This is a genomic window from Cellulomonas sp. URHE0023 (genome assembly GCF_000688475.1).
Classification (GTDB): Bacteria; Actinomycetota; Actinomycetes; order Actinomycetales; family Cellulomonadaceae; genus Cellulomonas.
Window position 1 is genome coordinate 212989 of the sequence record NZ_JIAN01000005.1, and the last position, 26953, is coordinate 239941.

Consider the following 26953-nt stretch of genomic DNA (forward strand, 5'->3'; position numbering starts at 1 on the left):
CGCGGTCGCGCGGCGAGGGCGCCGCGGGACCCTTCACGTGGCGAACGCCCACCGAGCCGGAGCCGACACGACCGGCGACGCACGAACGGCGCCCACGGTGACCGTGGGCGCCGTTCGTGGGGTGGGTCGTCAGGCGAGCTTGGCCGCCAGGTTGGCGTCGAGCGTCGCGAGGAACTCCTCGGTCGTCTGCCAGGCCTGGTCGGGGCCGACCAGCGACGCGAGGTCCTTGGTCATGGCACCCGACTCGACCGTCTCGATGACGACCTGCTCGAGCGTCTCCGCGAACTGCGTCACCTCGGGGGTGCTGTCCAGCTTGCCGCGGTGCTTGAGGCCGCCGGTCCAGGCGAAGATCGACGCGATGGGGTTGGTCGAGGTCGGCTTGCCGGCCTGGTGCTGGCGGAAGTGACGCGTCACCGTGCCGTGCGCCGCCTCGGCCTCGACCGTCTTGCCGTCGGGCGTCATGAGCACGGACGTCATCAGGCCGAGCGAGCCGAAGCCCTGTGCGACCGTGTCCGACTGGACGTCACCGTCGTAGTTCTTGCAGGCCCAGACGTAGCCGCCCTCCCACTTCATCGCGGCGGCGACCATGTCGTCGATGAGGCGGTGCTCGTACGTCAGGCCGGCCTCGGCGAACTGCGCGGCGTACTCGGCGTCGAACACCTCCTGGAAGATGTCCTTGAACGCGCCGTCGTAGGCCTTGAGGATCGTGTTCTTCGTCGACAGGTAGACCGGGTAGCCGCGCTGCAGGCCGTAGGCGAACGAGGCGCGCGCGAAGTCGCGGATCGAGTCGTTGAAGTTGTACATGCCCATCGCGACGCCGCCGCCGTCGGGGTACGTCACGACCGTCTGGTTGATCGGCTCGGAGCCGTCCGCCGGGGTGTAGGTCAGGGTCAGCGTGCCGGCGCCGGGGACCTTGAAGTTGGTCGCCTTGTACTGGTCGCCGTGGGCGTGACGGCCGATGATGATCGGCTTGTTCCAGCCCGGCACCAGGCGCGGGATGTTGGAGATGATGATCGGCTCGCGGAACACGACGCCGCCGAGGATGTTGCGGATCGTGCCGTTGGGCGAGACCCACATCTTCTTCAGGCCGAACTCCTCGACGCGGGCCTCGTCGGGCGTGATCGTCGCGCACTTGACCCCGACGCCGTGCTCCTTGATGGCGTGGGCCGCGTCGATCGTCACCTGGTCGTCGGTGGCGTCGCGGTTCTGGATCGACAGGTCGTAGTAGCGCAGGTCGACGTCGAGGTACGGGTGGATCAGGCGGTCCTTGATGAACTGCCAGATGATGCGCGTCATCTCGTCGCCGTCGAGCTCGACGACCGGGCCGACAACCTTGATCTTCGCCATGCGGGATCTCCTGTGCTGGGGACGGGTGGGGGCACGGCACGAGAAAGAGATCGAGGTGCCGGCGCGGGTCCGTGGGCAAGATTACTCGACATCGAGAGACTTGCGGGAGGCTGCGAGGGTCAGACCAGGACGAAGCGCTCACACTGATCAGCAACGCGCATCGGCGCGCACCGTGACCCGCGCCCGCTCAGACTGGCATGCTGGCCCCCACGGGCGGACGCCAGCCGGCCGACGTGTGCACAGGCGGGCGTGGCACGCTCCACGCGCACCTGCCCGACACCTCCCGATTCTCACGACAGGAACGACATGTCACAGGACAACGCAGACAAGGCCGCGGCCCTGCCTGAGCCCGCCGCCGACGAGACGATCGTCGAGAGCACACCCGAGCCCGCCGCCCCGGCGGGCGAGGCCACGCCGCAGAGCGAGCCCGAGAGCGCGCCCAACGAGTACGAGGCCGTCTTCGTGCCCGCCGGGTCAGTCATCGTCGCCGGGCCGAGCCTGCTCGCGAAGCTGGGGGCCGAGGCGTTCGGCACGTTCCTTCTCGTGCTCGCAGGTCTCGGCGTCGCCCTCTACCTGGGCGTCAGCGGTGTGAGCAGCGCACTCGCAGTCGGTCTGGCCTTCGGGCTCGCGGTCCTCGCGGGCGCGGTCGCGGTCGGGCACGTCTCCGGTGGGCACTTCAACCCCGCGGTGACCGTCGGCGCGGCGATCGCCGGACGCACGGCGTGGAAGGACGTCCTGCCCTACTGGCTGGCACAGCTCTTCGGGGCGACCGCCGCTGCGGCAGTGCTGTTCACGACGATCCCCGACAAGCTGCCGAGCCTGCTCGCGCAGGGCGCCGAGGCCACCAAGCAGTCGTTCTTCTCCGGTGTCGCGAACGGCTACGAGGAGCACTCGCCCCTCGCCGTCGCCTCGCAGGGTCAGGTCAGCTTCACGCTGGTCTCCGCCCTCCTCATCGAGATCGTCGTCACCGCGCTGTTCGTCGGCGTCATCCTGGGCGCCACGGACCGCCGCGCGACGAGCGTCTCGGCGCCCCTGGCGATCGGCCTCGCGCTCGCCGTCCTGATCCTCGTGGCGATCCCGATCACGAACGCGTCGCTGAACCCGGCACGCTCGTTCGCCGCGGCGGTCTTCTCCGAGAGCTGGGCGTGGAAGCAGCTGTGGCTGTTCGTGGTCGCCCCGATCGTGGGCGCCGCCCTCTCCGGCCTCGTCTACCGCGCCTTCGCGGCCGAGCCGGTGCAGGACAACCTCCTGGAGGAGGACGAGGAGTTCGTCACGACCGAGGACACGTTGGTCGTCACCGAGCGCTGAGCCGACACCTCGACGACGAGAGCCCGGGACCGCTGCGGTCCCGGGCTCTCGTGCGTCTGCGGAGGTGCGCTCAGACCCAGCCGTCGGGCAGCACCGCCGCCAGCAGGCTGAGGCCGAGCGCGAGCAGGAAGAGCACCGTGACGTCGATCCCCTTGGCGCGGACCGACAACGCCACCGGTCCGGGTGCAGGTGCGGTCCATCGGACGACGGCGCACGCCGCGACGACCGCGGCGAGCACGACCGAGCCCGCCCGCGTGCCCACGGCGAGCGACACGACGAGAGCGACGAGGATCCCGCCACTCACCCACCACAGGGACGCGTTGCGGTCCGCGGCGAGCGACGCACGGGCGATGGCGCGCGGGTCGAGGGGCACCTGCTCGACCGGGATAGGCCCGGACGAGGCGAGTGGCTCCGGAGCCGGGGCGGCGGGCTGTTCCGGCCCTGGCTCACCGACGCGTGGTAGCGGCGTCGGGCGTAGCCCCGCGCCGCTGCTCGTCCGCTCGTGCACCATCGATCAGCCTCCCGTCCGGAGACTACCGTTGCCAGGTGAGTGAGCCGGAATCCGTCGCCCCTCCAGCCGCCCTCCCGCGATCGGTCCTGGTGGTCGGCGGCGGACTCGCGGCCACGCGAACCGTCGCGGAGCTGCGGGAACGGGAGTTCGACGGTCGCATCGAGGTGCTGTGCGCGGAGGGGGTCGCGCCCTACGACCGTCCGCCCCTGTCCAAGCACCTCCTGGACCGCCCGACCCCGACCTGGCTGCGGGACGAGATCGGCGCGGACCTGCAGGCTCTCGCCGACGAGGTGCACCTCGGCACACCCGCACGCGGGCTGCGGGTCACCGGCACGGGCGTCGAGGTGCAGGCCGCCGACGGCTCCCGCACGGCCGACGCGGTCGTCCTGGCGACCGGCGCCCACGCCGTCCTGCCACCGGGATGGGAGGCGGCGCTGACCCTGCACACCGCGGCCGACGCCGAGGTCCTGCGCACGGCCCTCGTGCCCGGCGTCCGGCTTGTCATCATCGGGGCGGGCTGGATCGGTGCCGAGGTCGCGACCGTCGCCACGGCAGCCGGCGTGGACGTCACGGTGCTGGAGGCCACGGGAGACCCGCTCGGGGCGGCGCTCGGGCCGGTCGTCGGCGCGTTCACCGCCCCGTGGTACGCGAGCGCGGGCGTGCACCTGCGACGGGGTGCGCACGTCGTCGAGGTGGGCAGCAACGGGGTGGCACTGGCCGACGGGACCCTCACCCCGGCCGACGTGGTGCTCGCCGCGATCGGTGCGCGCCCGACGACCGCGTGGCTCGGCTCCGCGCTGCCGCAGGAGCCGGACGGCTCACTGCGCGTCGACGAGCACCACGTCGTCCTGGGTGCACCCCGACGGGTCCGCGCGGTCGGGGACGTCGCGCTCCGACGGTCGCCTCGGCACGGCTGGGTGCCCGGCGGGCACTGGGACGGAGCTCTGCGCGGTCCCACGGACCTCGTCGCCGACCTTCTCGGCGCGGGCGGGCCGGCGAGCGACCCGGCCCCGTACGTGTTCTCCACGCAGCTGGGCCACGAGCTCGCCCTGTTCGGTGTCCGGCACGTCGACGACGAGGTCCTGCTGCGCGGCGACCCGGCGGGTGGGGACGGGTGGAGCGCGCTGTGGTTCCGCCCCGGGACGGAGACCGTCAGCGCGATCCTCACGGTCGACCGTCCGCGCGACGTCGGGGCGGCCCGGCGGCTGTTCACCGCCGCCGGGCTGCCCAGGCTCGACCGGGTGCGAGCGCGCGACACGTCGGTCGCGCTGCGGGACGCCTCCCGCTAGCGCGACGACCTCAGTGTGCGAAGTGCCGCGTGCCGGTCAGGTACAGCGTCACCCCGGCCGCCTGCGCCGCCGCGACGACCTCCTCGTCACGCACCGAGCCACCCGGCTGCACGATCGCGCGCACTCCGGCGTCGATGAGCACCTGGGCGCCGTCGGCGAACGGGAAGAAGGCGTCGGAGGCCGCCACCGCACCCCGGGCGCGCTCGATGTCACCGCTGTTGGCGCGGGCCACCGCCAGCGCGCACGAGTCAACCCGGTTGACCTGGCCCATGCCGACGCCGACCGACGCACCTCCGTCGGCGAGGAGGATCGCGTTCGACTTCACGGCGCGCACCGCACGCCAGGCGAAGACGAGATCGGCGAGCGTCGCGTCGTCGGCCGCCTGGCCGGCCGCCAGCGTCCAGGTGCTCGGGTTGTCCCCGGGGGCGTCCACGCGGTCGACCTGCTGCACGAGGAGCCCACCCGTCACGGGGCGCTGCTCCGTGGCGGCGGCCTCGAGGCCGCGCACCTTGAGCAGCCGGATGTTCTTCTTGCGGCTGAGGATCTCGACGGCCTCGGGCTCGAAGTCCGGTGCGACCACGACCTCCGTGAACACCGGGGCGATCTGCTCGGCGGCCGCGGCGGTCAGCGTGCGGTTCGTGGCGATGACACCGCCGAACGCTGAGACCGGGTCGCACGCGTGGGCCTTGGCGTGTGCGTCGGCGACGTCGGCGCCGACCGCGATCCCGCACGGGTTGGCGTGCTTGATGATCGCGACCGCCGGGGCGTCGTGGTCGTGCGCGGCGCGCCAGGCGGCGTCGGCGTCCACATAGTTGTTGTAGCTCATCGCCTTGCCGTGCAGCTGCTCACCCCCGGCCAGGCCTCGACCGGCCGCGCCGTCGGGCGTGAGGTAGAGCGCGGCCCGCTGGTGCGGGTTCTCGCCGTACCGCAGGACCTCGCCGCGCAGGTGCGTGCTGCCGGTGAACTTCGGGAAGCCGCTCTCGTCGTCGGGCGCGTACGACCCCGCGAACCACGAGGCGACGGCCGTGTCGTACGCGGCGGTGTGCGCGAACGCGTCGGCCGCGAGCAGGCGGCGGGCCTCGAGCGTGAACCCGCCGGAGCGCACCGCCTCGACGACCTCGTCGTACCGGGCGGGGTCGACGACGACGGCGACGCTCGGGTGGTTCTTCGCGGCAGCGCGGACCATCGAGGGACCACCGATGTCGATCTGCTCGACACACTCGTCGGGCGACGCGCCGGAGGCCACGGTCGCGGTGAACGGGTAGAGGTTGACCACGACCAGCTCGAACGGCGCGATGCCGAGCTCGTCCAGCTGGCGCAGGTGCTCAGGCAGCCGCGTGTCCGCGAGGACGCCCGCGTGCACGCGCGGGTGCAGCGTCTTGACGCGTCCGTCGAGACACTCGGGGAAGCCCGTGAGGTCCTCGACGCGGGTGACGGGCACGCCCGTCGCGGCGATCGTCGACGCAGTGGAACCGGTGGAGACGATCTCGACACCGGCGGCGTGGAGCGCACCCGCGAGGCTGATCAGGCCGGTCTTGTCGTAGACCGAGACGAGGGCGCGGCGCACAGGACGGACAGAGGTCACAGGAGCTCCCGGAGGATGGGTCGGAACAACGGACCCATGCACCCAGGCGGGCGGTGCGTGGCGGGGAACTGCGGCCGCTTCCCGGTGGTTGAACCCACCTGCGCCAGTCACGACCGCGGCCGAGTCTAGCCGACGGTCGCGTGGCGCCCTTCGACCGTCAGACCCCCGCGTGCGATGCGTCCGACCCAGTCCACGAGCAGCGACCGCTCGACGACCTTGATCCGCTCGTGCAGCGTCGACTCGTCGTCGTCCGGCTCCACCGGGACGGAGGCCTGCGCCAGGATCGGGCCCGTGTCGATGCCCTCGTCCACGACCATGACCGTGCAGCCGGTGATCTTGGCGCCGTACGCGAGTGCGTCCCGGACCCCGTGCGCCCCCGGGAAGGCCGGCAGCAGAGCGGGGTGCGTGTTGATGATCCGTCCACCGAACCGCTCGAGGAACGTCGTCCCGAAGAGCTTCATGAAGCCTGCGAGGACGACGAGGTCCGGGTGGAACACGGCCACCGTCTCGGCGATCGCGGCGTCCCACGCGGCACGGTCCTCGAAGTCCTTGACCGAGACGACCGCCGTCGGGATGCCGGCCTCCGCCGCGATGTCGAGGGCGCGGATCCCCTGACGGTCCGCGACGACCGCGACCACGCGAGCTCCGTAGGCGGGGTCGTCGTGCGCCGAGAGCAGCGCCGCAAGGTTCGAGCCGGTTCCGGACACCAGGACGACGAGCCGACCGGAGCTGCGGGTGGGCGGGGAAGGTGGCTGACTCACGCGCCGACCCTACCCGCGCGTGCAGGGCGCCTCGGCAGCGGGGCGCCGGTCAGCGGGTGTCCGCGTCGCGGCGTCCGTGGGCGAGAATGCAGGCGTGAGCAACCCGTACGCGCCCCCCGAGGACCGCCCGCGCCAGCCGGGCGGGGAGCAGTCGGACGCGCCCACGCAGGATCAGGGCCGGCAGCCCTCCGCGCACGAGGCCTGGCAGCACGGCTCGCCGACGCCCGTACGGAGCCGCGTCCCGACCGATCCCGCCGGGGCGGCCCGAGCGGCTCGGATCGCGCGAGCATTCGCGCTCACCGTGCTGGCGTCCGTGCTGGTGAGCATGATGCGTCTGCCGTACTCCCTGGCAGCGGGCGCCCTGGGTCTGGTCGCCCTCGGCATCGGCGTCTGGGCGCTGGTCGTGGCCGGGCGGGCGCACGTACGGGGCACCCTGCCGGTCATGCTCACGGCGGGTCTCGGCATCGCACTCCTGTGGTCGATGGCGACGGCCGCTCCCCTGTTCGCGCTGCAGACCGAGCTCGACCGGCAGGCCTGCCTCGACGGAGCACTGACCGTCTCGGCACGAACGGCGTGCGAGGCCGACTACCGCAACGAGCTGAACCAGCTGCGCGACCGGCTCGGCCAGCGCGGCTGAGTCAGTCGACCAGCTCGTCGACGAGCGGCTCAGGTGCGACGTCGCGACGTCGAAGGTGGGTGACGAGCCGCCGGACCCGCGCGTGAACGAGCGGTTCGCTCGGTACGGCGACGAGCAGCGCTCCGCACAGCACGCCTGCGCCGACGAGCAGCCCGACCAGGATCGCGGATGCGCCGACGTGTGCGAGCCGCCCAGGACCGACGCTGCCGCTCGCCGCAGCGACGAGGAGGCCCAGCAGGACGCCCACCGTCAGCGCCGCGCTCCCGCAGGCGGCCAGCACCTCCCACCACCGTGTTGCCTGCAGCCTCCGGTGGACGTGGAGCCCGACCACCGCGCCGACGCCGATCAGGACGATCGGGATGATGCTCGTGGCCGGACCGACGACGTCGGGCATCGGGAGCGCCCCGAGGAGCGGGAGAGCGGGCAGCGGGCCGCCGACGACGGCGTCAGGAGCGAAGTGCGTGCCGGACCCGACAGAGAACCCCGAACCGCTGAGCCAGGCGGTCGCCCACACCACCAGGTTGGGCACGAACGCGATCTCCGCGACGGCGAGCACGATCCCCCCGACCGCGTCGAGGCCCAGCCCACGCACCACGTCGCCGATCGTGGCACGCCCCGCAACCACCCACAGCGTGGTGACGGCGGCGGCCACGACGAACACGAGCGCCAGGCCGAGCAGGCCAGCGGCGGCGCCGGTACGGATCGCCGACGGGACACGCCCCCAGACGGGCTTCGTGAGGTCACGCCACGCAGGCGCCTCGGGACGGGCGAGCAGACCGGCTCCCGTCCCGGTCCCGGCGACGGCCAGTCCTCCGAGGACCGCTCGGGCGACGCCGAGACCGCTGACCCCCGCCAGGAACGCCACAGCCACCGTGACCACCACGTACGCAGCGACGCCCGCGCCGTAGCCGGACCAGCTCACGAGGCCGGACCGGCGGGCGGACGCGTAGCAGGTGAACAGGGCAAGGGCTGTCACGCCCAGCGGCACGATCGTCACCGAGACGGGACCCACGACCACCGGGACACCGTGCCCGAGGAGCCAGATCGACGCTCCCACACCCACCGAGCGGAACCATCCGACACCGTCGTTGGACGGGTCGGCGGACGTGGCCACGTAGGCCGCGATCGCCGGGAGCACGATGACCAGGAACGACAGCAGCGCGCCCTGGAGCGCCGAGAGGACTCCCGCGACCCAGCGCGGCGCCCCGTCCAGCGCGCTCGTGAAGAACTGCTCGGAGCGGTCCGGCCGGCGTCGCCCCCGGGACCGCGGGCGCGTGCGGTCGAGGTCGCTACGGCTGGCACTCACGCAGCCATGGTCGCCGCCGCACGCGCCGCTGCGGCGTAGCCGGCTCGGCGCGTCGGCGCGGCAAAGACCACACCGCGTCGGCCGGGTACGCGAGAGGCGCCGGTCCCACCTCGGACCGGCGCCTCTCGTGGACGAGTCAGGCCAGGAGCTCGCGCGCGAGCGCCGCGGTCTCGGACGGGGTCTTGCCCACCTTCACACCGGCGGCCTCGAGGGCCTCCTTCTTCGCCTGCGCGGTACCGGACGACCCCGAGACGATGGCGCCGGCGTGGCCCATGGTCTTGCCCTCCGGGGCGGTGAAGCCCGCGACGTAGCCGACGACCGGCTTGGTCACGTGCTCCTTGATGTACGCGGCCGCCCGCTCCTCGGCGTCGCCACCGATCTCACCGATCATCACGATGACCTCGGTGTCGGGGTCCGCCTCGAACGCCGCGAGCGCGTCGATGTGCGTGGTGCCGATGATCGGGTCGCCGCCGATGCCGATGGCCGTCGAGAACCCGAAGTCCCGCAGCTCGTACATCATCTGGTAGGTCAGGGTGCCGGACTTGGAGACCAGGCCGACGCGTCCGGGGCCCGTGATGTCGGCCGGGATGATGCCGACGTTCGACTTTCCGGGGCTGATCAGGCCGGGGCAGTTGGGGCCGATGAGCCGCACGCCCTTCTCCTGCGCCAGCGCGAAGAACTCAGCGGTGTCGGCCACCGGGACGCCCTCGGTGATGATGACCACGAGCGGGACACCTGCCTCGATCGCCTCGACGACGGCGCCCTTGGTGTGCGCCGGCGGGACGAAGATCACGGAGACGTCGGCCCCCGTCGCGGCCACGGCCTCGGCGACGGTGCCGAAGACCGGCACCTCGACGGCTGTGTCACCCGAGCCGAAAGCGACAGCCGTCCCTGCTTTTCGCGGGTTCACCCCACCGACGACGGACGTGCCGGACGCGAGCATGCGGGTCGTGTGCTTCTGGCCCTCGGCCCCCGTCATGCCCTGGACGATGACCTTGGATGCCTCGGTCAGGAAGATCGCCATGTGCTTCTCTCTCTGTCAGTCAGGTCGGTCAGGCGGCGGCGTGGGCGAGCTCGGCTGCCTTGTCGGCGCCGCCGTCCATCGTCTCGGCGAGGGTGACCAGCGGGTGGCCGGCGGCCGCGAGGATCGCGCGCCCCTCGAGCACGTTGTTGCCGTCCAGACGCACGACGAGGGGCTTGGAGGCCTCGTCGCCGAGGATCTCGAGGGCCGCGACGATGCCGTTCGCGACGGCGTCGCACGCCGTGATGCCGCCGAAGACGTTGACGAACACCGACTTGACCTGCGGGTCCGTGAGGATGATGTCCAGACCGGCGGCCATGATCTCGGCGCTCGCGCCGCCACCGATGTCCAGGAAGTTGGCCGGCTTGACGCCACCGTGCTGCTCGCCGGCGTACGCGACGACGTCGAGCGTGCTCATGACGAGCCCGGCACCGTTGCCGATGATGCCGACCGAACCGTCGAGCTTGACGTAGTTGAGGTCCTTCTCCTTGGCGCGCGCCTCGAGCGGGTCGGCCGCGGCGGAGTCCTCGAGCGCCTCGTGGTCGGGGTGCCGGAAGCCGGCGTTCTCGTCCAGCGTGACCTTGCCGTCGAGCGCGACGATCTCGCCGTCCTCGGTCAGCACGAGCGGGTTCACCTCGACGAGCGTGGCGTCCTCGCTCTTGTAGACGGTCCACAGCGTCTGCAGGACCGCGGCCACCTTGGGGGCGAGCTCGGGCGTGAAGCCTGCTGCCGCGACGATCTCGTCGGCCTTGGCCTGGTCGATGCCCGTGCGGGGGTCGACAGCAACCTTGGCCAGGGCCTCCGGGCGCTCGACGGCGAGCTGCTCGATCTCCATGCCGCCCTCGACCGAGCACATCGCCAGGTAGCGACGCTCGGCGCGGTCCAGCAGCAGGGAGAAGTAGAACTCGGTGGCGATCTTGGCACCGGCCGCGATCATCACGCGGTGGACCGTGTGGCCCTTGATGTCCATGCCGAGGATCTCGTCGGCCTTCTCGGCCGCCTCGTCCGCGGATCGCGCGAGCTTGACGCCGCCCGCCTTGCCGCGGCCGCCGACCTTGACCTGCGCCTTGACGACGACCACGCCGGGCTGTCCACCCAGAAGCTGCTCCGCGCCGGCGCGGGCCTCCTCCGTGGTGGTGGCGACGACGCCACCCAGCACGGGGACGCCGTGCTTCTCGAAGATGTCACGTGCCTGGTACTCGAACAGGTCCACCTGGTCTGGGTCCTCTCATCACCGGCGCTCGACGGCCTCTGTACGGCCGAAACGCCCCGGTCGATGGTAGCGGCAGGGGCGAGATGCCTCGACGTCGAGAGATGTGGCGTGCGCGACGTTCGCCGGAGCGCCCACGCGCGCACCTCTGCTCTCCGTCAGCCCTCGGTCACCGGGACGTCGGTGAGGCGGAACGGCGCGCCGCCGTCGTCGATGACCGTGCCGCCGACTACGTGGCTCATTCCCGGCGCGTCGATGATGACGGTGTCGCCACCCGGGTCACCCCAGACCACCGTGACGACGCGTGCCGTGCCGGGTTCTATGCCGTTGAGGTTGCGATCGGCCAGGACGTCCCGGCGGTCGCCGTCCAGGTAGTCGACGGGGTAGAACCGCGTGTCCCCGACGAGCAGCGTCACGTTGTTCGCCGCCGCCTGCAGCCTCGGCACGAACGTGCCCCGCGGGTCGAAGGCGCCCGCAGTAAGCGCGCCCCCGTTGAGCGGCTCCTCCGTGCCGGTGCTGGTCACGAGGAGCTGCCCGACGAGGAAGCGACCGACCCGCCGCACCTCCTGCGCCGCCACCGAGAACGTGTCACCGTCCCACGAGACGACGGCCTGGACCGGCTCCGTGCCGGAGGCGACCGGACCTGTCGCGTCGGGCACCTGCCCCTCGACCGGCGTGGCTTCGGCCGGCTCCCGCGCCGGCGCGAAGGTGAGGGTGACCCGTCGGTTCAGCGCCCGGGCCGAGTCCGAGGTGTCGTCGACGGCCGGTTCGCTCTCGCCCACGCCCGTGACCGTCACGTCGAACCGGGTCAGCGCCACGAGCCCGGCGAGGCCGTCAGCGACCGACCGGGCACGCCGCTCCGAGAGCGCTTGGTTGTAGCCCTCGTCCAGCACGTCGTCCGTGTGACCCACGATGGTCAGCGCACCGCCCGGTGCGCTCTCGATCCGTGCGGCGACCGCAGCGAGGGCGGCACCGGCATCGGGGCCCAGCTGATCGGAGTCCACAGCGAACAGCACGTCCGACCCGAGCTCGACCTGCACCTGTTCCTGCGTCTCACGCGTGCGGACGGCGCCACCCGCCTGCGCGGTGAACGACTCGAGCGTGGCCACCGGCTGCGCAGTGACGACGTCGTCGGTGATCTCCGAGACGGGAACCGTGAGCTCGCCCGCATCCGCCGCATCGACGACCGGGACGTCGTGGACCACTCCGCCTTGCGTGAGGACCACGTCGACCGTCGAGCCGGTCGGCGCCGTGTACGTCGTGTACAGGATCTCGACGCCCTCGCCCGCAGCGGCCTGGGCTGCGTCGGTGGCCGGACCGCCAGGCGAACCCGAGCCCGACGCGGCGACGCCGTGCTCATCAGGCGTGGGGAGCGAGACCGTTCCGGCCTCGAGGTCGACGAGACGGACCCCGGAGGCGGACACGCTTCCGGTGCCCACGAAGACGTCCCACATGTCCAAGGCGAGATGGGGGGCGGTGTTCGGCGCCGCGAGCCTCAGCACGCCGAGACCGTCGGCGACCGCTACCGGACCGACCTCCACGTCGACGAGCACCCCGTTGACGCTCATCGAGTGGGTCACGGTCATGGCCACCGGCGAGGGCGACGGTCCGGCGGTGGGAGTCCGCTGCCCCGGCGCGGGATCGGGGGAACTGCCTCCCGTGCAGCCCGTCAGCGCAGCCGCAGCGAGCACCAACGCGGCCATGATCGATGTTCTTCGCACGCTGCTGCCGCCCCTGAAGCCCACTGTCACGCGCCCCCGGTGGGGTCACGCGCACCCCCGGTGATGCCGCGGTGAGTGCCGAGTATGTCAGGCGCTACGGCCCGACCGCGCGGCCCGGTGTCAACCGCAGTTGACGGCACGAGAGTGTCAATGTAAGTTGACAGCCATGTCCGAAGAACTGATGACGGCAGCAGCCGGCGCCTCCGAGCCGGCCGAGGGTCTACGCGCCGTGCGTGCGCTTCGCGCACTCGCCGACCGGCTCGAAGCGCTGCACGTCCAGCGCGCTCGCGAGCTCGGCTGGTCGTGGCAGGACGTCGCCGCGGAGCTCGCGGTGTCGCGCCAGGCGGTCCACAAGAAGTACGGGAAGAGGTTCAGCTGATGTTCGAGAGATTCGCGAGCGACGCGCGTGACGCGGTCACCCAGGCAGCCGAGGAGGCTACCGGCGCCGACCGGATCGGTCCCCAGCACGTGCTGCTCGGCGCCGTCCGGAGCCCTGACTCCGTCGCGGCACGGGCACTGTCGCAGCTCGGCGTCGACCGGGCGCGGCTGCGGTCCGCGGTGCGGGCGATCCCGTCGGACGGCCTCGATGCCGACGCCCTGGCCGGCGTCGGCATCGACCTGGAAGCCGTCCGGGCCCAGGTCGACGCCGCGTTCGGCGCCGGTGCGCTCGACGACATCGCAGCGGCTCCGCGGTCCGGCGGGCGCAAGCCGTTCGACGCGCAAGCCAAGAAGCTGCTCGAGCTCTCGCTGCGCGAGGCCCTGCGGTACAAGCACAACCGCATCGACACCGGCCACCTGCTGCTCGCGGTCGTCCGGCTCGACGATGCGCATGCCGCCGCGGCACTGCACGCGCTCGGGCTCGCCGACGACGACATCCGGACGGCCGTGGTGGTCGCCTGGGCGGAGTCCCCCGTGGGCCGGCCGTGATCTTCCTGCCGTCGTCGGGCACGTTCCGCCCACCGCGACCGCCCCGCCCTCCACGAGCGGACGGCACACCGGGCCGCCCGGGCGGACGACGTACGCTCGGCGCGTGATGGCACAGAGCGTTCCTGGGGGCGGGCCGGGTCGTGGCCCGAAGATGAGCCGTCGGTCCGTGGCGACCGTGCTCGGGATCGGCGTGCTCGCGCTCGCCGCCCTGGTGTACGTCTCGACCGACAACCTGTCGGCGACCGTCACGACCGTGGTCGTCCTGGTGGCGGTCCTGCTCGGCGGCTGGGCGCTGACGGTACGCGGCGACCGACGGCGCCAGCGCCCCCGCACGAGCCCGCTCGACGAGGCGCGCAGGTCGCTCGACGTGTCGCTGGTCCACCGGGCACGCGCAGAGCATGGCGAGTCCGCGGGAATCACGGAGATCCGCCGCCAGGTGCCGTCGCTGAGCTACGAGCAGGCCGTCGAGCTGCACCGGTACGTCTGACCGGGCCTCACGGCAGGGTCACCCTCAGAGCTTGGTGACCGGCGAGAAGCGGAGCAGCAGACGCTTGACGCCGTCCGTTCCGAAGTCGACCTTGGCCACCGCGTTCGGGCCCGCCCCTTCGATAGCGACGACAGTGCCCAGGCCGTAGGAGTCGTGCGTGACCCGGTCGCCGATCGCCAGCTGCGGGATCGCGGAGTCCGGGCGCGGCGTGGCCGACCCGAAGGTCGCACCGGTCGAGGGCAGCGCGGGACGCGCCTCCCGGTCCGGCTTGCGATAGCTGGCCCCCGAGGACTGGTTGCGGTACCCGCCGCTCGTCCCGTAGCCCGATCCCCAGCCGCCACGCAGCTGCGACGTCGAGGACTCGCGACGACGCCAATCGATGAGCTCGTCCGGAAGGTCGTCGAGGAACCGGCTGGGAGGGAACTCGTTGGGCACGCCCCAAGCCGTGCGGACCGCCGCACGCGAGATGTAGAGCCGCTCGCGAGCCCGGGTCAGGCCGACGTACGCCAGCCGTCGCTCCTCCTCGAGCTGGTCGGAGTCGGACAGCGACCGCAGGTGGGGAAACGTTCCGTCCTCCATGCCGGTCAGGAACACGACCGGGAACTCGAGCCCCTTCGCGGTGTGCAAGGTCATCAGTGTGACGACGCCCGGGTCGGGCCGCACCGGGCCCTCCGGGTCCGCCTCGTCCGGGGTCGGGATCTGGTCGGAGTCGGCCACGAGCGACACGCGTTCCAGGAAGTCGGCCAGGTCGCCCTCGGGGTCGCTCTGCGAGAACTCGGAGGCGACCGCGTGCAGCTCCGCGAGGTTCTCGACGCGCGACGCGTCCTGCGGGTCGTCGCTGCTCCGCAGCTCGGCAAGGTAGCCCGACCTGTCGAGCACCGCGCCGAGCACCTCCGCGGGCCCCGCCTCGGCGGCGAGCGAGCGGAGCTCGGCCATCATCTCGGCGAAGGATCCCATCCCGACGATCGCCCGCGTCCCCAGCCCGGGCACCTCGTCGAGACGCTCGAGGGCAGCGCCGAACGAGATCCGCTCGCGCTCCGCGAAGCCCGCGACCATCGCCTCCGACCTGTCCCCCAGCCCGCGCTTGGGCACGTTGAGGATCCGGCGGAGGTTCACGTCGTCGTCCGGGTTGGCGATCGCGCGCAAGTACGCGATCGCGTCCTTGATCTCCTTGCGCTCGTAGAACCGGGTCCCACCGACCACCTTGTAGGGCAGTCCGACGCGGACGAGCACCTCCTCCAGAGCCCGGGACTGGGCGTTGGCGCGGTAGAAGATGGCGACGTCGCCAGGGCGCACGCTCTCCGCGTCACCCAGCCTGTCGATCTCCTCGGCGACGAACCGCGCCTCCTCGTGCTCGGTGTCCGCGACGTACGCGACGATCTGCGCACCGGCGCCTGAGTCGGTCCACAGTCGCTTGCCTGCGCGGCCGGGATTCCGGCTGATCACGGCGTTCGCCGCCGAGAGGATGTTCTGCGTGGAACGGTAGTTCTGCTCCAGCTTGATGGTTCGGGCGTCCGGGTAGTCGGCCTCGAACTCGAGGATGTTGCGGATCGATGCCCCGCGGAACGCGTAGATCGACTGGTCGGCGTCCCCGACCACGGTCAGCTCGCCCTGCGGCACCTCGTCGTCGGGTCTGCCGTTGCCGACGAGCTCACGGACCAGCACGTACTGCGCGTGGTTGGTGTCCTGGTACTCGTCGACGAGCACGTGCCGGAACCGGCGGCGGTAGTGCTCCGCGACGGCCGGGAACCCCTGGAGCAGGTGCACCGTGCTCATGATCAGGTCGTCGAAGTCGAGCGCGTGCGCCTGCTTGAGGCGCGCCTGGTAGCGCGTGTAGACCTGCGCGAGCGCCGCGTCGAAGTCGTTGGTCGCGCCGTTGCCGTTGGTCGCCGCGAACGTCTCCGGGTCGACCAGCTCGTCCTTGAGGTTCGAGATCTTGTTCGCGAGCGCCTTGGCCGGGTACCGCTTCGGGTCCAGGTCGAGCTCGCGCGCGACGAGCGTGAGGAGCCGCTGCGAGTCCGCCGAGTCGTAGATCGAGAAGCTGGAGCGCAGCCCGAGCGTCCCGGCCTCGCGGCGCAGGATGCGCACGCACGCGGAGTGGAACGTGGACACCCACATGCGACCGGCCGCCGGCCCGACGAGCTGCTCGACGCGCTCGCGCATCTCGGCGGCGGCCTTGTTGGTGAACGTGATCGCCAGGACCTCACCGGCCCGCGCCCGCCTCGTGGCGAGCAGGTACCCGATGCGGTGCGTGAGGACCCGGGTCTTGCCCGACCCAGCGCCGGCGACGATGAGCAGCGGCCCGCCATGGTGCAGGACGGCCTCGCGCTGCTGAGGGTTCAGCCCGTCGACCAGGGCGTCGGCCCTGGCCTGCTGACGCGCCCGGCGTTCCTGCGCCTCAGCCTCGGCCTCTTCGTCCGAGGTACGTGGCGCGAGACCCGACGGGAGGATGGCGGACGCGTCCCGGGGCGGCCGTGAGGGCACGCCGGGGACGGAGAGCGAGAGGCTGTCGAAGAGCGAGGTCATGGCACTCCCAGAGTAGGCGCCGCCGCCCACATCGACGGCCTCGCTGTGGACGCCCAGGGGCTCAGGTCAGGAGGAGTCCGACGATCCAGGCGGTGGTCGTCATGAGGGCTCCCGCCAGCTCGACGAGTATCGTCAGCCCGGTCGCCTGCAAGGCAGCGACGGTCGAGCGCCACGCGGTGCGGTGGTCCCCCGAACGGAGCCACTCCGCGAGGAACACGCCGAGCACGAAGCCGACCAGGAGCCCCACGACGGGGATGAGGAAGAAGCCGACGATCCCGAGGATCCCGCCGACGACCATCGTGACGAAGGGCACACCAGCGCGCTTGAGGTGCCGACCGGCGAGCAGGTACTGGCCGACGAAGGCCGCCCCCGTGGCCAGCACGGTGAAGACGACGACGGTCCAGCCGACGGCGCCCCCGGTCAGGACCCCCCACGCGACCACGGCCCCCGCGACGAGGAACAGCCCGGGCAGGACCTGCACCACGATCCCGACGAGTCCGACGAGCACGACGAGTCCGACGACGACCTCTCCGAGGGTTCCCACGGCGGGAACCCTAGATCAGTGCGGCGGCCCCGGCTCAGTGCCAGATGACGGCGATCCCGACGTTGACCGCGACGAGACCGGCGATCGCGCCGAGGTAGCCACGGGTGACGACCGTGGGCTTGCGCACACCGCGCACCACGAGGACGGTCGCGACGAGCGCGATCACGAGCTTGACGGCGAGCTTGGTGCTGTCGGGGTCGTGGTCGGTCCAGCCGTCGGCGGAGGCGAGTCCCGCGAGCGCGATACCGGTGACGAGCGCGGTCAGCATGCCGTGCAGCACCCCGGGGGCGATGCGGGGCTCACGCAGGCTGACGAGGGTGCCGCCCAGCACGATCGCCCAGCCGAGCAGGTGCAGGACGACGAGGAGCTCGTAGACGAGGTGCATGCGAGGAGCCTATCTGACGCGCAGTCAGATAAATGCCGGGTCGCTAGAGCAGGCGGCGCGCCGCGGCCCAGCGGGTCAGCTCGTGGCGGCTGGACAGCTGGAGCTTGCGCAGGACCGCGGAGACGTGGGTCTCGACGGTCTTGATCGAGATGAACAGCTCGGACGCGACCTCACGGTAGGAGTAGCCGCGTGCGATCAGCCGCATGACCTCGCGTTCGCGGGCCGACAGCCGGTCCAGCTCGTCGTCACCGATCGCGACGTCGCCGGCCGACGACCCGAAGGCGTCCAGCACGAACCCCGCGAGCCTCGGGGAGAACACGGCGTCCCCGGAAGCCACGCGACGCACCGCGTCGGAGAGGTCCGGGCCGTCGATGTTCTTGGTGACGTAGCCCCGGGCGCCGGCGCGGATCACCGCGACCACGTCGTCGGAGGCGTCGGAGACCGACAGTGCGAGGAACCTCGTCGTGGCCAGCAGGTCGGTGCACGCGCGGATGACCTCCGCCCCGCCACCACCGTCTCCACCGGGCAGGTGCACGTCCAGCAGGACCACCGGCGGCTGCACCGAGCGCACCAGCCGGATCGCCTCGTCGACCGTGTCCGCCTCCCCCACCACCCGGACACCGGCATCCAGCGACGCCTTCACACCCGTACGGAACATGTGGTGGTCGTCGACCAGCACCACGTCGACGACGTCGCTCATCGCTCTTCCCCTTCGTCCGGACCGGAGCTCACCGGAACCAGCAGATGGACCTCGGTGCCGCGCCCCGGCTTGCACGTCACCGTCGCGGTGCCACCGCGACGACGCACGCGGCCGATGATCGACTCGCGCACCCCGAACCGGTCGGACGCGACCTCCTCCAGGTCGAACCCCTCGCCATGGTCCCGCACGAACACCTCGACCTGCGACGCCCCGACCTCCAGGTACAGCGAGACCGGCGGCAGACCGTGCACGACCGCGTTCACCAGCGCCTCACGAGTCGCCTGCAGCAGGGCCTCCGTGTCGACGTCCGGGACACGGTCCCCCACGACGACCGCCTCGACCGCGACCGGGTCGCCGGACGGCCCGGACCGGGAGTCCTCGACCTCCGCGACGATCTCGCGCAGCGATGCCGCCACCGACGTGCCCGGCGCCGGGCGATCGTCGTAGAGCCACTCGCGCAGCTCGCGTTCCTGTGCGCGCGCCATCCGGGCGACCTCCGCGGAGTCGTCGGCGCGCAGGCGGATCAGCGCGAGCGTCTGCAGGACCGAGTCGTGCAGGTGGGCGGCGATGTCAGCACGCTCCGACTCGCGCGCGCGGGCCGCCCGTTCGTCGCCCAGCTCGCGGACCAGCCGCAACCACCACGGGGTGAGCACGAGGGCCACCCCGCCGAGCATCACGACCGCCGCGATGATCGACTGCGCGAGCGTCGCCGGCTCGACGCCCTCGCCGGACCCGAGCCCGATGAACAGGAGCACCCCGACGCCCGCCAGCAGGATGCCGCCCGCCACGCGCAGGACGCTGACCGGAGTCCGCCCGCCGGCGCGGTCCCTGAGGCGGTCACGCTGCGCCGCGTCGAGCTGGCTCCACGCCAGCCACAGACCCGACAGCACGATCAGCGCCGGCAGCAACCAGTCCGCCTCGACGTCCGCACCGGCACGGACGGCGACCAGCAGCACGGCCGCGATGACGAGCACGGCGCCGATCGCGATGTCGGTGACGGGGATCCGGCGGCCCGGCTCGATGACGTTCTGCCGCCGCGCCAGCCTGGTCAAGGCGCTCGGCCGCACGTCGCGCGCGGCCGCGGCAGGGTCGCCGGCCGGGATCGCGAGCCACCAGAACACGTACAGCACCGGACCGACGGCCGCGACCGGCGTCAGGACGATGAACGCGAGCCGCACCAGCCCGACGGGCAGGTCGAGGTGCGCCGCGAGCCCGAGCGCGACGCCACCGAACCAACGCCCGCGCACGGGGCGGCGCAGCGGGAGCCGTCGCGGGGCGACGAGCGGTTCAGTGGTTGCCACGCTCCGATCGTCACACGTCCGTCCACCACCAGGGGCGCTTCTCGGGGCCGCTTCAGGGATCGGGACGTGCAGGATCAGGGTGCTCTCAGGGGTACACCCGATGCCGCCGGCACGCTCGGGCCACCAGGATCGAGACATGGACACGAGCACCCCCCCGATGCCGGAGCAACCGGCACCCGCTGCGGCGGCCCACCCCGCCGACGGCTTCTTCGCCGCGGTACGCCGCACCGGGATCACGCGAGCCGACGACCGTTGGGTCGCCGGCGTCAGCTCCGGCATCGCCGACAGGTTCGGGATCGACCCCCTGCTGGTCCGTGGGGTGTTCGCCGCGTCCCTGCTCCTCGGCGGGCTCGGTCTCATCGCCTACGGCATCGCCTGGGCCCTGCTCCCCGAGCGGAGCGACGGACGGATCCACACCGAGGAGATGATCCTCGGCCGCTTCGACATCGCCCTGCTCGGCGCCCTCGCGTTCGTGCTGGTGGGCTTCGGGCGTGGCGACACCTGGTTCTTCTTCTGGGGTCCTCCCGGTTGGGTCCAGGGTCTGCTGTGGCTGCTGTTCGCGGCCGGCATCGCCGCGATCGTGCTCGTGGTCGTGAACCAGAACCCACGCCCCGTTCCCCAGACCTACGGCGGGCCCCAGCCGGCCGCACCCTTCGCCGGCCAGGGCCAAGGCCACGCCGGTCCGCAGGCCGCGACGACGTACGCGGCGAGCACGGCGACGCCGCCGGCATCGTCTGCACCCGTCGACGCGATGCCGCCCGAGCCGGTGCGCACCTACGCGGCACCGGGATACACGCCGCAGGCCTACGCAGCGCCCGGGTACGCGTCGCCCACCTACGCACCGCCCCCGGCGTACGTCCCACCGCCGCCCACCAAGCCGAAGCAGGTACGCCACCAGCAGCCCCCGCGGCCGCCGCGGACGCGGACGCCCGGTGCGGGTGCGGGAGCGCTCGGGGTCGTCGTCGCGCTCAGCCTGCTCGCCCTCGCGACGCTGATGGTCGCAGAGCGCTCGGGCGAGTTCGACGGGCCCGTCGCGCTCACGTCGCTCGGCATCGCGATCGTCCTGGCGGGTCTGGGAATCATCGTCTCCGGCCTGCGCGGCCGAACCAGCGGAGCGCTCGGCGCCCTGGCCGTCCTCGGGCTCCTGGCGTCCGTGCCGCTCGGCGTCGCGACGAGCGCCAGCTCGTTCTGGAGCCGCGACGGCGAACGTCAATTCAACGCCGCCGACGTCGCCGTCAGCAGCCGCTCCGACGCCGCTGACGGGTACTCGATGGGCTTCGGCGACGTCACTATCGACCTGACGTCGGTCCCGATGACGGACGACACGCTGGTCGTCCCCATCGCCCTGGCCGCCGGCAACCTCACGGTGGTCGTCCCCGACGGCGCCGACGTCGACGCCGACGTCAACATCGGTGCAGGCGAGATCACCTGGGACGTGGACGGCGACCACCGCTCGCAGGACGGCGTCGCCATCGACGACGGCAACGACTTCAGCACGGGCAGCAGCGACCCCGAGCTCGAGCTCCAGATCCGCGTCGGTGCCGGCCAGGTCCAGATCATCGACTCCCGCACATCCGACACGCGACCCCTGCCGCCCGCACCAGCGGTGCCGGCTCAGCCCGGGGAGGAGACCCCATGAGCACCGAGAACAACGCGCCCGCCGACGAGACGCAGACCCAGCCGATGGACGCCGTCGACGAGACGGAGACCCAGCGCATGGACGCCCTCGATGAGACGCAGGATCCGTCGACGGATACCGTCGGTATCACCGCGACCCAACCGATCGACCCTGTCGATGAGACGGAGACCTCCTCGATGGCCACCGTCGACGTCGCCGAGACGCAGACGCTGGATCCCGTCGACGAGACGGAGGCGATCGCTGTGGTCGAGGACGAGCCGACCGCCGACGACGAGCCGACCTTCGACCACGACCCGCGGCCCACCGCCGAGCACCAGGCCGACCCGCTCGGTGGGTTCGCAGCGGTGCCCGCCGAGCCGTACCCGCCAGCCGCATCGACCCAGTCGTACGCGGGTCAGTCCTACGGAGAGCAGCCCTCCGCAGCCCCGACCGCGACCGTGGTGGTCGAACCGCAGGTCGTCGAACCCGGCATCGTCACCGAGCCCGGACCTCGCAGGCTTCGCGTGGGCACCGTCGTGTGGGGCCTGATCCTCGCCACGTGCGGTCTCGGCGTGATCGCCTGGGCCTCGGGCGCTCGGATCGACTTCCAGCTGGCCCTGATCATCCTGCTGGCCGTCGCCGGCACGGCACTTCTGGTCGGCTCCATCGTCTCGGGCGCACGACACGCCCGACGCTGACCACCGACGTCCGGTCCCCCTGGTGGGGACCGGACGTCGGCGTGGGTCAGACTGCCGCGGGCGGAGCGGGCGGGGTCGTCGGCGCGGCGGGTCGGGACGCGACGACGGGTGCGGGTGCAGCCGACACCGTGCCGACTGCGGGAACGATCCCGATGCGGCGCAGCGCCCAGCCGATGAGCGCGAACACCACGCCGATTCCGACTGCCATCAGCGCCACGCCGAACGCGACGACGGACGTGAACAGCGACGCCCGAAGGAACGAGGCCGTCATGGCCGTCTGCCGGACCGGGTCGTCCTGTCCGAGCTCGGCGTAGGTCTTGCCACCGGTCGCTTCGAGTGCGTGGTGGTTGATGATGTCGGCCTGGAACCACGCCTCCCACGGCGTGTCCACCAGCTCCCCGCCGAACGCCTTCGCGTCGTCGGAGACGGTGATGTTCTCTGCAGCGAGGTTGTTGGCGATAGCCACCCATGTCCCGATACCGGCAACGATGAAGATGATGCCCAGGATGAGGGTGATGAGCCCGATGACGCGGACCCCCTTGGACCCCTCGGTCTCAGTCGTCGTCGTCATTTCTACCCTTCCGAGTCCCGCTGCGGGACATGGGCACAGGGCCTGATGAGTACCGCAGCTCATGCCAGAAAGCCCGAACACGACCACGTTAGCGACAATTGTCCTGAAACGCCCGAACCATCTAATTCTGCGGCGTGCCTGGTCAGGGGGTGCGCGCAGAACTCCGCGCGCGGGCGTACTCCGCCTGGGCCGCTCCGAGGACGTCGTCCCACCCGAATGCAGGTGGGATCGACCGATTGTGTGCGGAAATTCCCTCGAAGACCTCGCGTTCCGACGCGAGCCGCACGACCGCCTCCGCCATCTCGGCGTCGTCGGCCACCAGGAACCCGTCCACACCATCCTCGACGAACTCCGCGATGCCCGTCCCACGACGCGCGACCACCACCAGACCCGCGGTCCGGGCCTCGAGCGCGGCGATGCCGAAGGCCTCGAGCTCGGCAGGTGCGAGGAACACGTCGGCGTCCGCGTAGGCCGCGCGGACCTGCGGACGGGTCAGCCGCCCGCGCAGGTCGACGACGCCGTCGAGGCCCTGTGCCGTGATCGCCGCCGCCACGCGCGCCTGCGCCGGACCCGAGCCGATGATCGAGAGTCGGAGCGCCTCTGCCGGGAGCCGGCGGGCGGCGGACCCGACCAGCTCGACGAGCGGCACCGCTCGCTTGCGCGGCGCGAGCCGCATGGTCGACACGAGCCGCAGGGAACGGTGCGCAGGTCTCGGTCCTTCGGGCGCCCACGCGTCCACGTCGATGCCGTTGGGCATGACCGCCACCTCCCCGCCGAAGACGTCGCGGACCCGGGAGGCTGCTTCGTGGCTCACCGCGCTCAACGCGGCGGGCGTCCGGCTCCACCGGGTCCGGCTCACGATGGCTCTCAGCGGACCGACGACGCCGTCGAGCATGCAGTGCCAGGTGATCGCCGTCGGCAGGCGCAGGTCGAGTGCGATGCGCGCGCCATCGTACGCGAACGGTGAGAGGACCCCGGCGTGCACGTGCACGACGTCCGGCGCGAGCGCGCGGAAGGCCTCGCGCAGGAGCCGTGGGCCGACCGGGTTCACGGGCAGGTCGAACGGCAGGCGCGCACCGAGCCGGTGGACGTGGACACCGTTCTCGACGTCGACGACGCCGCCGCGCTCCCCCGCCGCGCCCAGCGTGGCAGTCAGGACGTGGACCTCGTGCCCGGCTGCGGCCTGTCGGGCCGCCAGGTCGCCGACCTGTGACTCGATGCCGCCGGTGCGCGGCGCGTAGCAGTCGCTGACGTGCGCGATCAGCACGTCACCCTCGCTTCACGACACCGCGCCGCTGGCCGCCTCGATGCGGGCGACGGCCTGCGCGTGGACCTTGCGCTCGAGGACGAACGACATCACGGGCACGACACCAGCGGCCGCCATCGTCACGAGCCGTCCGACCCGCCAGCGCATCTTGGACCACAGGTCGAACACGGTCACGAGGTAGACCACGTAGAGCCAGCCGTGCGCATAGGCGATCCACGCGCCGATCACGGGGTTCGGGTGGCCGTCCGCGCCTACTCCGTTGGCGTGCAGGCCGTACTTCAGGATCAGCTCCAGGCACAGCAGGAGCAGCATCGTCCCGGTGGCCCACGCCATGATCCGGTACCGCAGCAACGCGCCCGCGGCCTTGCGTGGCCAGGCGTCCGCCTTGCTGTTCGTCGCAACCGACTCAGTCATGTGGCGATTCTCCCCCACGCGCAGGACCGGTCACTCCCACTCGATCGTGCCCGGCGGCTTGCTCGTGACGTCGAGGACCACCCGGTTGACCTCCGGCACCTCGTTCGTGATGCGCGTCGAGATCACGGCCAGCACGTCGTACGGCAGGCGCGTCCAGTCCGCGGTCATCGCGTCCTCCGACGAGACCGGTCGCAGCACGATCGGGTGGCCGTACGTGCGGCCGTCTCCCTGGACACCGACCGAGCGGACGTCGGCGAGCAGGACCACCGGGCACTGCCAGATGTCACGGTCGAGCCCGGCGCGGGACAGCTCCTCGCGCGCGATGACGTCCGCGGCACGCAGGATGTCGAGGCGCTCGGCCGTGACCTCGCCGATGATCCGGATGCCCAGACCGGGTCCGGGGAACGGCTGCCGCCAGACGATGCCCTCGGGCACGCCGAGCTCGAGCCCGACCGCCCGGACCTCGTCCTTGAACAGGGTGCGCAGCGGCTCGACGAGCGAGAACTGCAGGTCGTCGGGAAGCCCGCCGACGTTGTGATGGGACTTGATGTTGGCCGCGCCCTCGCCGCCGCCCGACTCGACGACGTCGGGGTACAGGGTGCCCTGGACGAGGAACTTGACCTCCTCGTCGCTGCCCTCCACGATCTCCCGCGCCGCGTCCTCGAACACACGGATGAACTCGCGACCGATGATCTTGCGCTTGGTCTCGGGGTCGGTGTGCCCGGCCAGCGCGCGCAGGAACCGGTCGCGCGCGTCGACCACCTTGAGCTGCACGCCCGTGGCGGCGACGAAGTCCTTCTCGACCTGCTCGGCCTCACCGGACCGCAGCAGACCGTGGTCGACGAACACGCACGTGAGCTGGCTGCCGACCGCCTTCTGCACGAGTGCCGCGGCGACCGACGAGTCCACGCCGCCGGAGAGCCCGCAGATCACGCGGGCCGACCCGACCTGTGCGCGGATCTTCTCGACCTGCTCCGCGACGACGTTCCCGGCGTTCCAGTCCGGCGCCAGGCCCGCGCCCTCGTAGAGGAAGTTCTCCAGCGCCTGCTGACCGAGCGGAGAGTGCTTCACCTCGGGGTGCCACTGCACGCCGAACAGGCGGCGCGACCGGTCCTCGAACGCCGCGACCGGGCTGCCGGCAGACGTCGCGAGCACCTCGAAGCCCTCGGGCGCGGCGTGCACGGCGTCGCCGTGGCTCATCCACACGGTCTGGTTCTCGGGGCTCCCCGACAGGACGGTCCCTTCCGAGGTGACCGACACCGCCGTACCGCCGTACTCACGCTGGCCGGTCTGCGCGACGGTCCCGCCGAGCGCCGCGGCCATCGCCTGGAACCCGTAGCAGATGCCGAGCACGGGGACACCGGCTTCGAACAAGGCCGGGTCGACGAAGGGAGCACCGGTCGCGTACACCGACGACGGGCCACCCGACAGGATGATCGCCGCCGGGTTCTTGGCCAGAAGGTCAGCGACCGAGGCCGTGTGCGGCACGATCTCGGAGTAGACGTTGGCCTCGCGCACCCGGCGCGCGATCAGTTGCGCGTACTGGGCTCCGAAGTCGACGACGAGGACCGGTCGGTGGTCCATGGTGGCGGGCGGCGGGGGCGTCTGCGTCACGGGCTCAGGGTAGTCGGGCACCGAGGCGTGCCGTGCTCCCGTCCACGCGGACCGCGACGTCACGGGCTCTCGACGACGCGGGGCAGGCCTGGACCGACGGAGCGCCCAGCTCGCCGGCGGGCGCCTCGGCGACGACGAACACGATCGGGGTGCCGCCCGGGCCCTTCGTCGAGACGAGCTCAGCGCGTCAGACCGAGGACGAGGATCACCGGCGCGACCAGGAGGAACCCGACCGGCCGCAGCACGCTCGACAGTGGCGGCTCGAGATCCGCTCGGTCGAGGTAGAGGACGTCCGGCCGGCCGGCCTCCTGGACGACAGGGACGACCTGCCCGACGCGGCACTCGTGGGACGGCGGCTCCTGCCGTACCGGGACCCCGCGCGGCCACGCAGCGGTCGCCACCGTGACGATGTCCGTGTTCCGCGGCTGGACCCAGCCGCCCCGCACCCGTGGCACGGGCCGGACGTCGACGACGACCGCCGTGCCCCGCAGCCCGTTGGCGAACCGGCGACGACGAGCGAGCGAGGCGAGCGCGATTGCGGCGAACAGTCCACAGACCGTGAGCGACGCGAGCAGGACGAAACGGGTCACGTGCGGCGGCCTACGAGCACGTCGGGCCCGCCTCGAGCCCCACCAGCGCCATGGCCATCCGCCGGAACACCGGTTCGCCGCTGCGTGGGGAAACCGTCCCACCGGGCAGGCGTCGGCGTGACGCCCGCCAGCTCACGACGGACTCGTGAATGCCGCGTACACGATCACGGGGATCATCACGAGCATGCCGAGGGGCACGTACACGCCGAAAGTCGAGCGTTCGAGGTCCGGCCGGTCGAGGAAGATGCGTTCGGGCCGTCCGGGCGCCTGAACCACCGGGACGACCTGACCGACCCAGTACTGCCCGGCGGGAAGCTTCTGGTCGACCGCGTGACCACGGGGCCACGCTGCCGTCGCCACGGTCACACGCTCGGTCGGCCTCTCGATGACCGAGCGGCGTTGCATGAGGAACGTGGGCTGCACGTCGATGACGACCGCGGTGCCGCGCAGGCCCTTGGTGAACACCCGGTGCCGGCTGTAGGTGTAGGCGAACGCACCGGCGCACGCGATGGCGAAGACGACCATCACGCCGAGCATGAGAACGGCCTGGCCTCCGGAGGGCGGACCCGACGTCACGGCTCCCACGGCCGTCACGGGCTCACCTTCAGCGACATG

Annotated in this window: 27 protein-coding genes and 1 riboswitch; of the genes, 8 read left to right on the forward strand and 19 right to left on the reverse strand. The window is 72.0% G+C overall.

Annotated elements, in window-relative coordinates; genetic code table 11:
• Positions 1-129: 129 nt before the first annotated feature.
• Positions 130-1347 (reverse strand): NADP-dependent isocitrate dehydrogenase, encoded by a 1218-nt coding sequence (locus N553_RS0100955; RefSeq protein WP_028044976.1) that lies wholly within the window; start codon positions 1345-1347, stop codon positions 130-132.
• 306 nt (positions 1348-1653) lie between these two features.
• On the opposite strand from N553_RS0100955, the gene N553_RS20490 reads away from it, so the two are divergent.
• Positions 1654-2655 carry an MIP family channel protein gene (locus N553_RS20490; protein WP_028044977.1) on the forward strand — a complete coding sequence of 334 codons (1002 nt, stop codon included), beginning with the start codon at positions 1654-1656 and terminating at the stop codon, positions 2653-2655.
• Positions 2656-2725: 70 nt separating this feature from the next.
• Here N553_RS20490 and N553_RS0100965 read toward each other — a convergent pair whose 3' ends face one another.
• Complete coding sequence (locus N553_RS0100965) at positions 2726-3028, reverse strand: DUF3017 domain-containing protein (RefSeq protein WP_231505129.1); 303 nt, start codon at positions 3026-3028, stop codon at positions 2726-2728.
• A gap of 173 nt (positions 3029-3201) precedes the next feature.
• On the opposite strand from N553_RS0100965, the gene N553_RS0100970 reads away from it, so the two are divergent.
• A complete protein-coding gene (locus N553_RS0100970; RefSeq protein WP_051639731.1) occupies positions 3202-4455 on the forward strand; it encodes an NAD(P)/FAD-dependent oxidoreductase in 1254 nt (417 codons plus the stop codon).
• Between the two features lie 10 nt (positions 4456-4465).
• Here the strand turns inward: N553_RS0100970 and purH are convergent, their stop codons facing one another.
• Positions 4466-6040 carry a bifunctional phosphoribosylaminoimidazolecarboxamide formyltransferase/IMP cyclohydrolase gene (gene purH / locus N553_RS0100975; RefSeq protein ID WP_028044980.1) on the reverse strand — a complete coding sequence of 525 codons (1575 nt, stop codon included), beginning with the start codon at positions 6038-6040 and terminating at the stop codon, positions 4466-4468.
• A 33-nt stretch (positions 6041-6073) separates the two neighbouring features.
• A riboswitch (ZMP/ZTP riboswitch) is annotated at positions 6074-6161 on the reverse strand.
• A 4-nt stretch (positions 6162-6165) separates the two neighbouring features.
• On the reverse strand, positions 6166-6801 hold the full coding sequence (purN, locus tag N553_RS0100980) for a phosphoribosylglycinamide formyltransferase (RefSeq protein ID WP_028044981.1): 636 nt from the start codon (positions 6799-6801) through the stop codon (positions 6166-6168).
• Between the two features lie 94 nt (positions 6802-6895).
• On the opposite strand from purN, the gene N553_RS24895 reads away from it, so the two are divergent.
• Positions 6896-7438: a hypothetical protein gene (locus N553_RS24895; protein ID WP_156043651.1), complete on the forward strand. Its 543-nt coding sequence runs from the start codon at positions 6896-6898 to the stop codon at positions 7436-7438.
• A gap of 1 nt (position 7439) precedes the next feature.
• Here the strand turns inward: N553_RS24895 and N553_RS20495 are convergent, their stop codons facing one another.
• The 4 genes from N553_RS20495 to N553_RS23995 form a co-directional block, all read right to left on the reverse strand.
• Positions 7440-8744: a DUF6350 family protein gene (locus tag N553_RS20495; protein ID WP_051639732.1), complete on the reverse strand. Its 1305-nt coding sequence runs from the start codon at positions 8742-8744 to the stop codon at positions 7440-7442.
• Positions 8745-8880: 136 nt separating this feature from the next.
• Complete coding sequence (gene sucD / locus N553_RS0100995) at positions 8881-9768, reverse strand: succinate--CoA ligase subunit alpha (RefSeq protein WP_028044983.1); 888 nt, start codon at positions 9766-9768, stop codon at positions 8881-8883.
• Between the two features lie 28 nt (positions 9769-9796).
• Entirely contained in the window at positions 9797-10978 is a 1182-nt protein-coding gene (sucC, locus tag N553_RS0101000) for an ADP-forming succinate--CoA ligase subunit beta (RefSeq protein WP_028044984.1), read from the reverse strand.
• A gap of 155 nt (positions 10979-11133) precedes the next feature.
• On the reverse strand, positions 11134-12678 hold the full coding sequence (locus N553_RS23995) for an OmpA family protein (protein WP_081844305.1): 1545 nt from the start codon (positions 12676-12678) through the stop codon (positions 11134-11136).
• A gap of 184 nt (positions 12679-12862) precedes the next feature.
• On the opposite strand from N553_RS23995, the gene N553_RS0101010 reads away from it, so the two are divergent.
• From N553_RS0101010 to N553_RS0101020, 3 genes are all read left to right on the forward strand, one after another.
• The gene (locus N553_RS0101010) at positions 12863-13075 is read left to right on the forward strand and encodes a hypothetical protein (RefSeq protein WP_028044985.1); all 213 of its coding nucleotides are present in this window, start codon (positions 12863-12865) and stop codon (positions 13073-13075) included.
• Positions 13075-13623, forward strand: coding sequence for a Clp protease N-terminal domain-containing protein (locus N553_RS0101015; RefSeq protein WP_028044986.1), 549 nt, complete (start codon positions 13075-13077; stop codon positions 13621-13623). The genes N553_RS0101010 and N553_RS0101015 overlap by 1 nt, the downstream gene beginning before the upstream one ends.
• A 103-nt stretch (positions 13624-13726) precedes the next feature.
• Positions 13727-14110: a hypothetical protein gene (locus tag N553_RS0101020; RefSeq protein ID WP_156043652.1), complete on the forward strand. Its 384-nt coding sequence runs from the start codon at positions 13727-13729 to the stop codon at positions 14108-14110.
• Positions 14111-14134: 24 nt separating this feature from the next.
• Here N553_RS0101020 and pcrA read toward each other — a convergent pair whose 3' ends face one another.
• The 5 genes from pcrA to N553_RS20505 form a co-directional block, all read right to left on the reverse strand.
• Positions 14135-16636, reverse strand: a complete 2502-nt coding sequence (gene pcrA / locus N553_RS0101025) for a DNA helicase PcrA (protein ID WP_028044988.1) — start codon at positions 16634-16636, stop codon at positions 14135-14137.
• A gap of 61 nt (positions 16637-16697) precedes the next feature.
• On the reverse strand, positions 16698-17180 hold the full coding sequence (locus N553_RS0101030; RefSeq protein ID WP_028044989.1) for a DUF456 domain-containing protein: 483 nt from the start codon (positions 17178-17180) through the stop codon (positions 16698-16700).
• Between the two features lie 34 nt (positions 17181-17214).
• Complete coding sequence (locus N553_RS0101035) at positions 17215-17565, reverse strand: hypothetical protein (RefSeq protein WP_028044990.1); 351 nt, start codon at positions 17563-17565, stop codon at positions 17215-17217.
• Between the two features lie 43 nt (positions 17566-17608).
• Positions 17609-18265 (reverse strand): response regulator transcription factor, encoded by a 657-nt coding sequence (locus tag N553_RS0101040; RefSeq protein WP_028044991.1) that lies wholly within the window; start codon positions 18263-18265, stop codon positions 17609-17611.
• Positions 18262-19566 carry an ATP-binding protein gene (locus N553_RS20505; protein WP_034620443.1) on the reverse strand — a complete coding sequence of 435 codons (1305 nt, stop codon included), beginning with the start codon at positions 19564-19566 and terminating at the stop codon, positions 18262-18264. Before N553_RS20505 ends, N553_RS0101040 begins: the two co-directional genes overlap by 4 nt.
• 136 nt (positions 19567-19702) lie before the next feature.
• On the opposite strand from N553_RS20505, the gene N553_RS0101050 reads away from it, so the two are divergent.
• Together N553_RS0101050 and N553_RS0101055 are read left to right on the forward strand one after the other, a co-directional pair.
• The gene (locus N553_RS0101050; protein WP_028044992.1) at positions 19703-21205 is read left to right on the forward strand and encodes a PspC domain-containing protein; all 1503 of its coding nucleotides are present in this window, start codon (positions 19703-19705) and stop codon (positions 21203-21205) included.
• Positions 21202-21882: a hypothetical protein gene (locus N553_RS0101055; RefSeq protein ID WP_028044993.1), complete on the forward strand. Its 681-nt coding sequence runs from the start codon at positions 21202-21204 to the stop codon at positions 21880-21882. Before N553_RS0101050 ends, N553_RS0101055 begins: the two co-directional genes overlap by 4 nt.
• Positions 21883-21928: 46 nt before the next feature.
• Here the strand turns inward: N553_RS0101055 and N553_RS20510 are convergent, their stop codons facing one another.
• The 6 genes from N553_RS20510 to N553_RS24905 form a co-directional block, all read right to left on the reverse strand.
• Positions 21929-22453: a hypothetical protein gene (locus tag N553_RS20510; protein ID WP_051639734.1), complete on the reverse strand. Its 525-nt coding sequence runs from the start codon at positions 22451-22453 to the stop codon at positions 21929-21931.
• A gap of 142 nt (positions 22454-22595) precedes the next feature.
• On the reverse strand, positions 22596-23720 hold the full coding sequence (locus N553_RS0101065; RefSeq protein WP_028044994.1) for a glycosyltransferase family 4 protein: 1125 nt from the start codon (positions 23718-23720) through the stop codon (positions 22596-22598).
• Between the two features lie 12 nt (positions 23721-23732).
• Positions 23733-24134: a DUF3817 domain-containing protein gene (locus tag N553_RS0101070; protein ID WP_028044995.1), complete on the reverse strand. Its 402-nt coding sequence runs from the start codon at positions 24132-24134 to the stop codon at positions 23733-23735.
• Between the two features lie 30 nt (positions 24135-24164).
• Entirely contained in the window at positions 24165-25718 is a 1554-nt protein-coding gene (guaA, locus tag N553_RS0101075; RefSeq protein WP_051639972.1) for a glutamine-hydrolyzing GMP synthase, read from the reverse strand.
• Between the two features lie 209 nt (positions 25719-25927).
• Positions 25928-26338: a hypothetical protein gene (locus tag N553_RS24900; protein WP_028044997.1), complete on the reverse strand. Its 411-nt coding sequence runs from the start codon at positions 26336-26338 to the stop codon at positions 25928-25930.
• Positions 26339-26470: 132 nt separating this feature from the next.
• Positions 26471-26932, reverse strand: coding sequence for a hypothetical protein (locus tag N553_RS24905; protein WP_028044998.1), 462 nt, complete (start codon positions 26930-26932; stop codon positions 26471-26473).
• Positions 26933-26953 lie beyond the last annotated feature (21 nt).

What these genes read in the sequence shown, in the direction of transcription:
- N553_RS0100955 (WP_028044976.1), bottom strand. Translation starts at nt 1,347, where the DNA reads ATGGCGAAGATCAAGGTTGTCGGCCCGGTCGTCGAGCTCGACGGCGAC.
- N553_RS20490 (WP_028044977.1), top strand. Translation starts at nt 1,654, where the DNA reads ATGTCACAGGACAACGCAGACAAGGCCGCGGCCCTGCCTGAGCCCGCC.
- sucD (WP_028044983.1), bottom strand. Translation starts at nt 9,768, where the DNA reads ATGGCGATCTTCCTGACCGAGGCATCCAAGGTCATCGTCCAGGGCATG.
- N553_RS23995 (WP_081844305.1), bottom strand. Translation starts at nt 12,678, where the DNA reads ATGGCCGCGTTGGTGCTCGCTGCGGCTGCGCTGACGGGCTGCACGGGA.
- N553_RS0101010 (WP_028044985.1), top strand. Translation starts at nt 12,863, where the DNA reads ATGTCCGAAGAACTGATGACGGCAGCAGCCGGCGCCTCCGAGCCGGCC.
- N553_RS0101015 (WP_028044986.1), top strand. Translation starts at nt 13,075, where the DNA reads ATGTTCGAGAGATTCGCGAGCGACGCGCGTGACGCGGTCACCCAGGCA.
- pcrA (WP_028044988.1), bottom strand. Translation starts at nt 16,636, where the DNA reads ATGACCTCGCTCTTCGACAGCCTCTCGCTCTCCGTCCCCGGCGTGCCC.
- N553_RS0101035 (WP_028044990.1), bottom strand. Translation starts at nt 17,565, where the DNA reads ATGCACCTCGTCTACGAGCTCCTCGTCGTCCTGCACCTGCTCGGCTGG.
- N553_RS0101040 (WP_028044991.1), bottom strand. Translation starts at nt 18,265, where the DNA reads ATGAGCGACGTCGTCGACGTGGTGCTGGTCGACGACCACCACATGTTC.
- N553_RS0101050 (WP_028044992.1), top strand. Translation starts at nt 19,703, where the DNA reads ATGGACACGAGCACCCCCCCGATGCCGGAGCAACCGGCACCCGCTGCG.
- N553_RS0101055 (WP_028044993.1), top strand. Translation starts at nt 21,202, where the DNA reads ATGAGCACCGAGAACAACGCGCCCGCCGACGAGACGCAGACCCAGCCG.
- N553_RS20510 (WP_051639734.1), bottom strand. Translation starts at nt 22,453, where the DNA reads ATGACGACGACGACTGAGACCGAGGGGTCCAAGGGGGTCCGCGTCATC.
- N553_RS0101070 (WP_028044995.1), bottom strand. Translation starts at nt 24,134, where the DNA reads ATGACTGAGTCGGTTGCGACGAACAGCAAGGCGGACGCCTGGCCACGC.
- guaA (WP_051639972.1), bottom strand. Translation starts at nt 25,718, where the DNA reads ATGGACCACCGACCGGTCCTCGTCGTCGACTTCGGAGCCCAGTACGCG.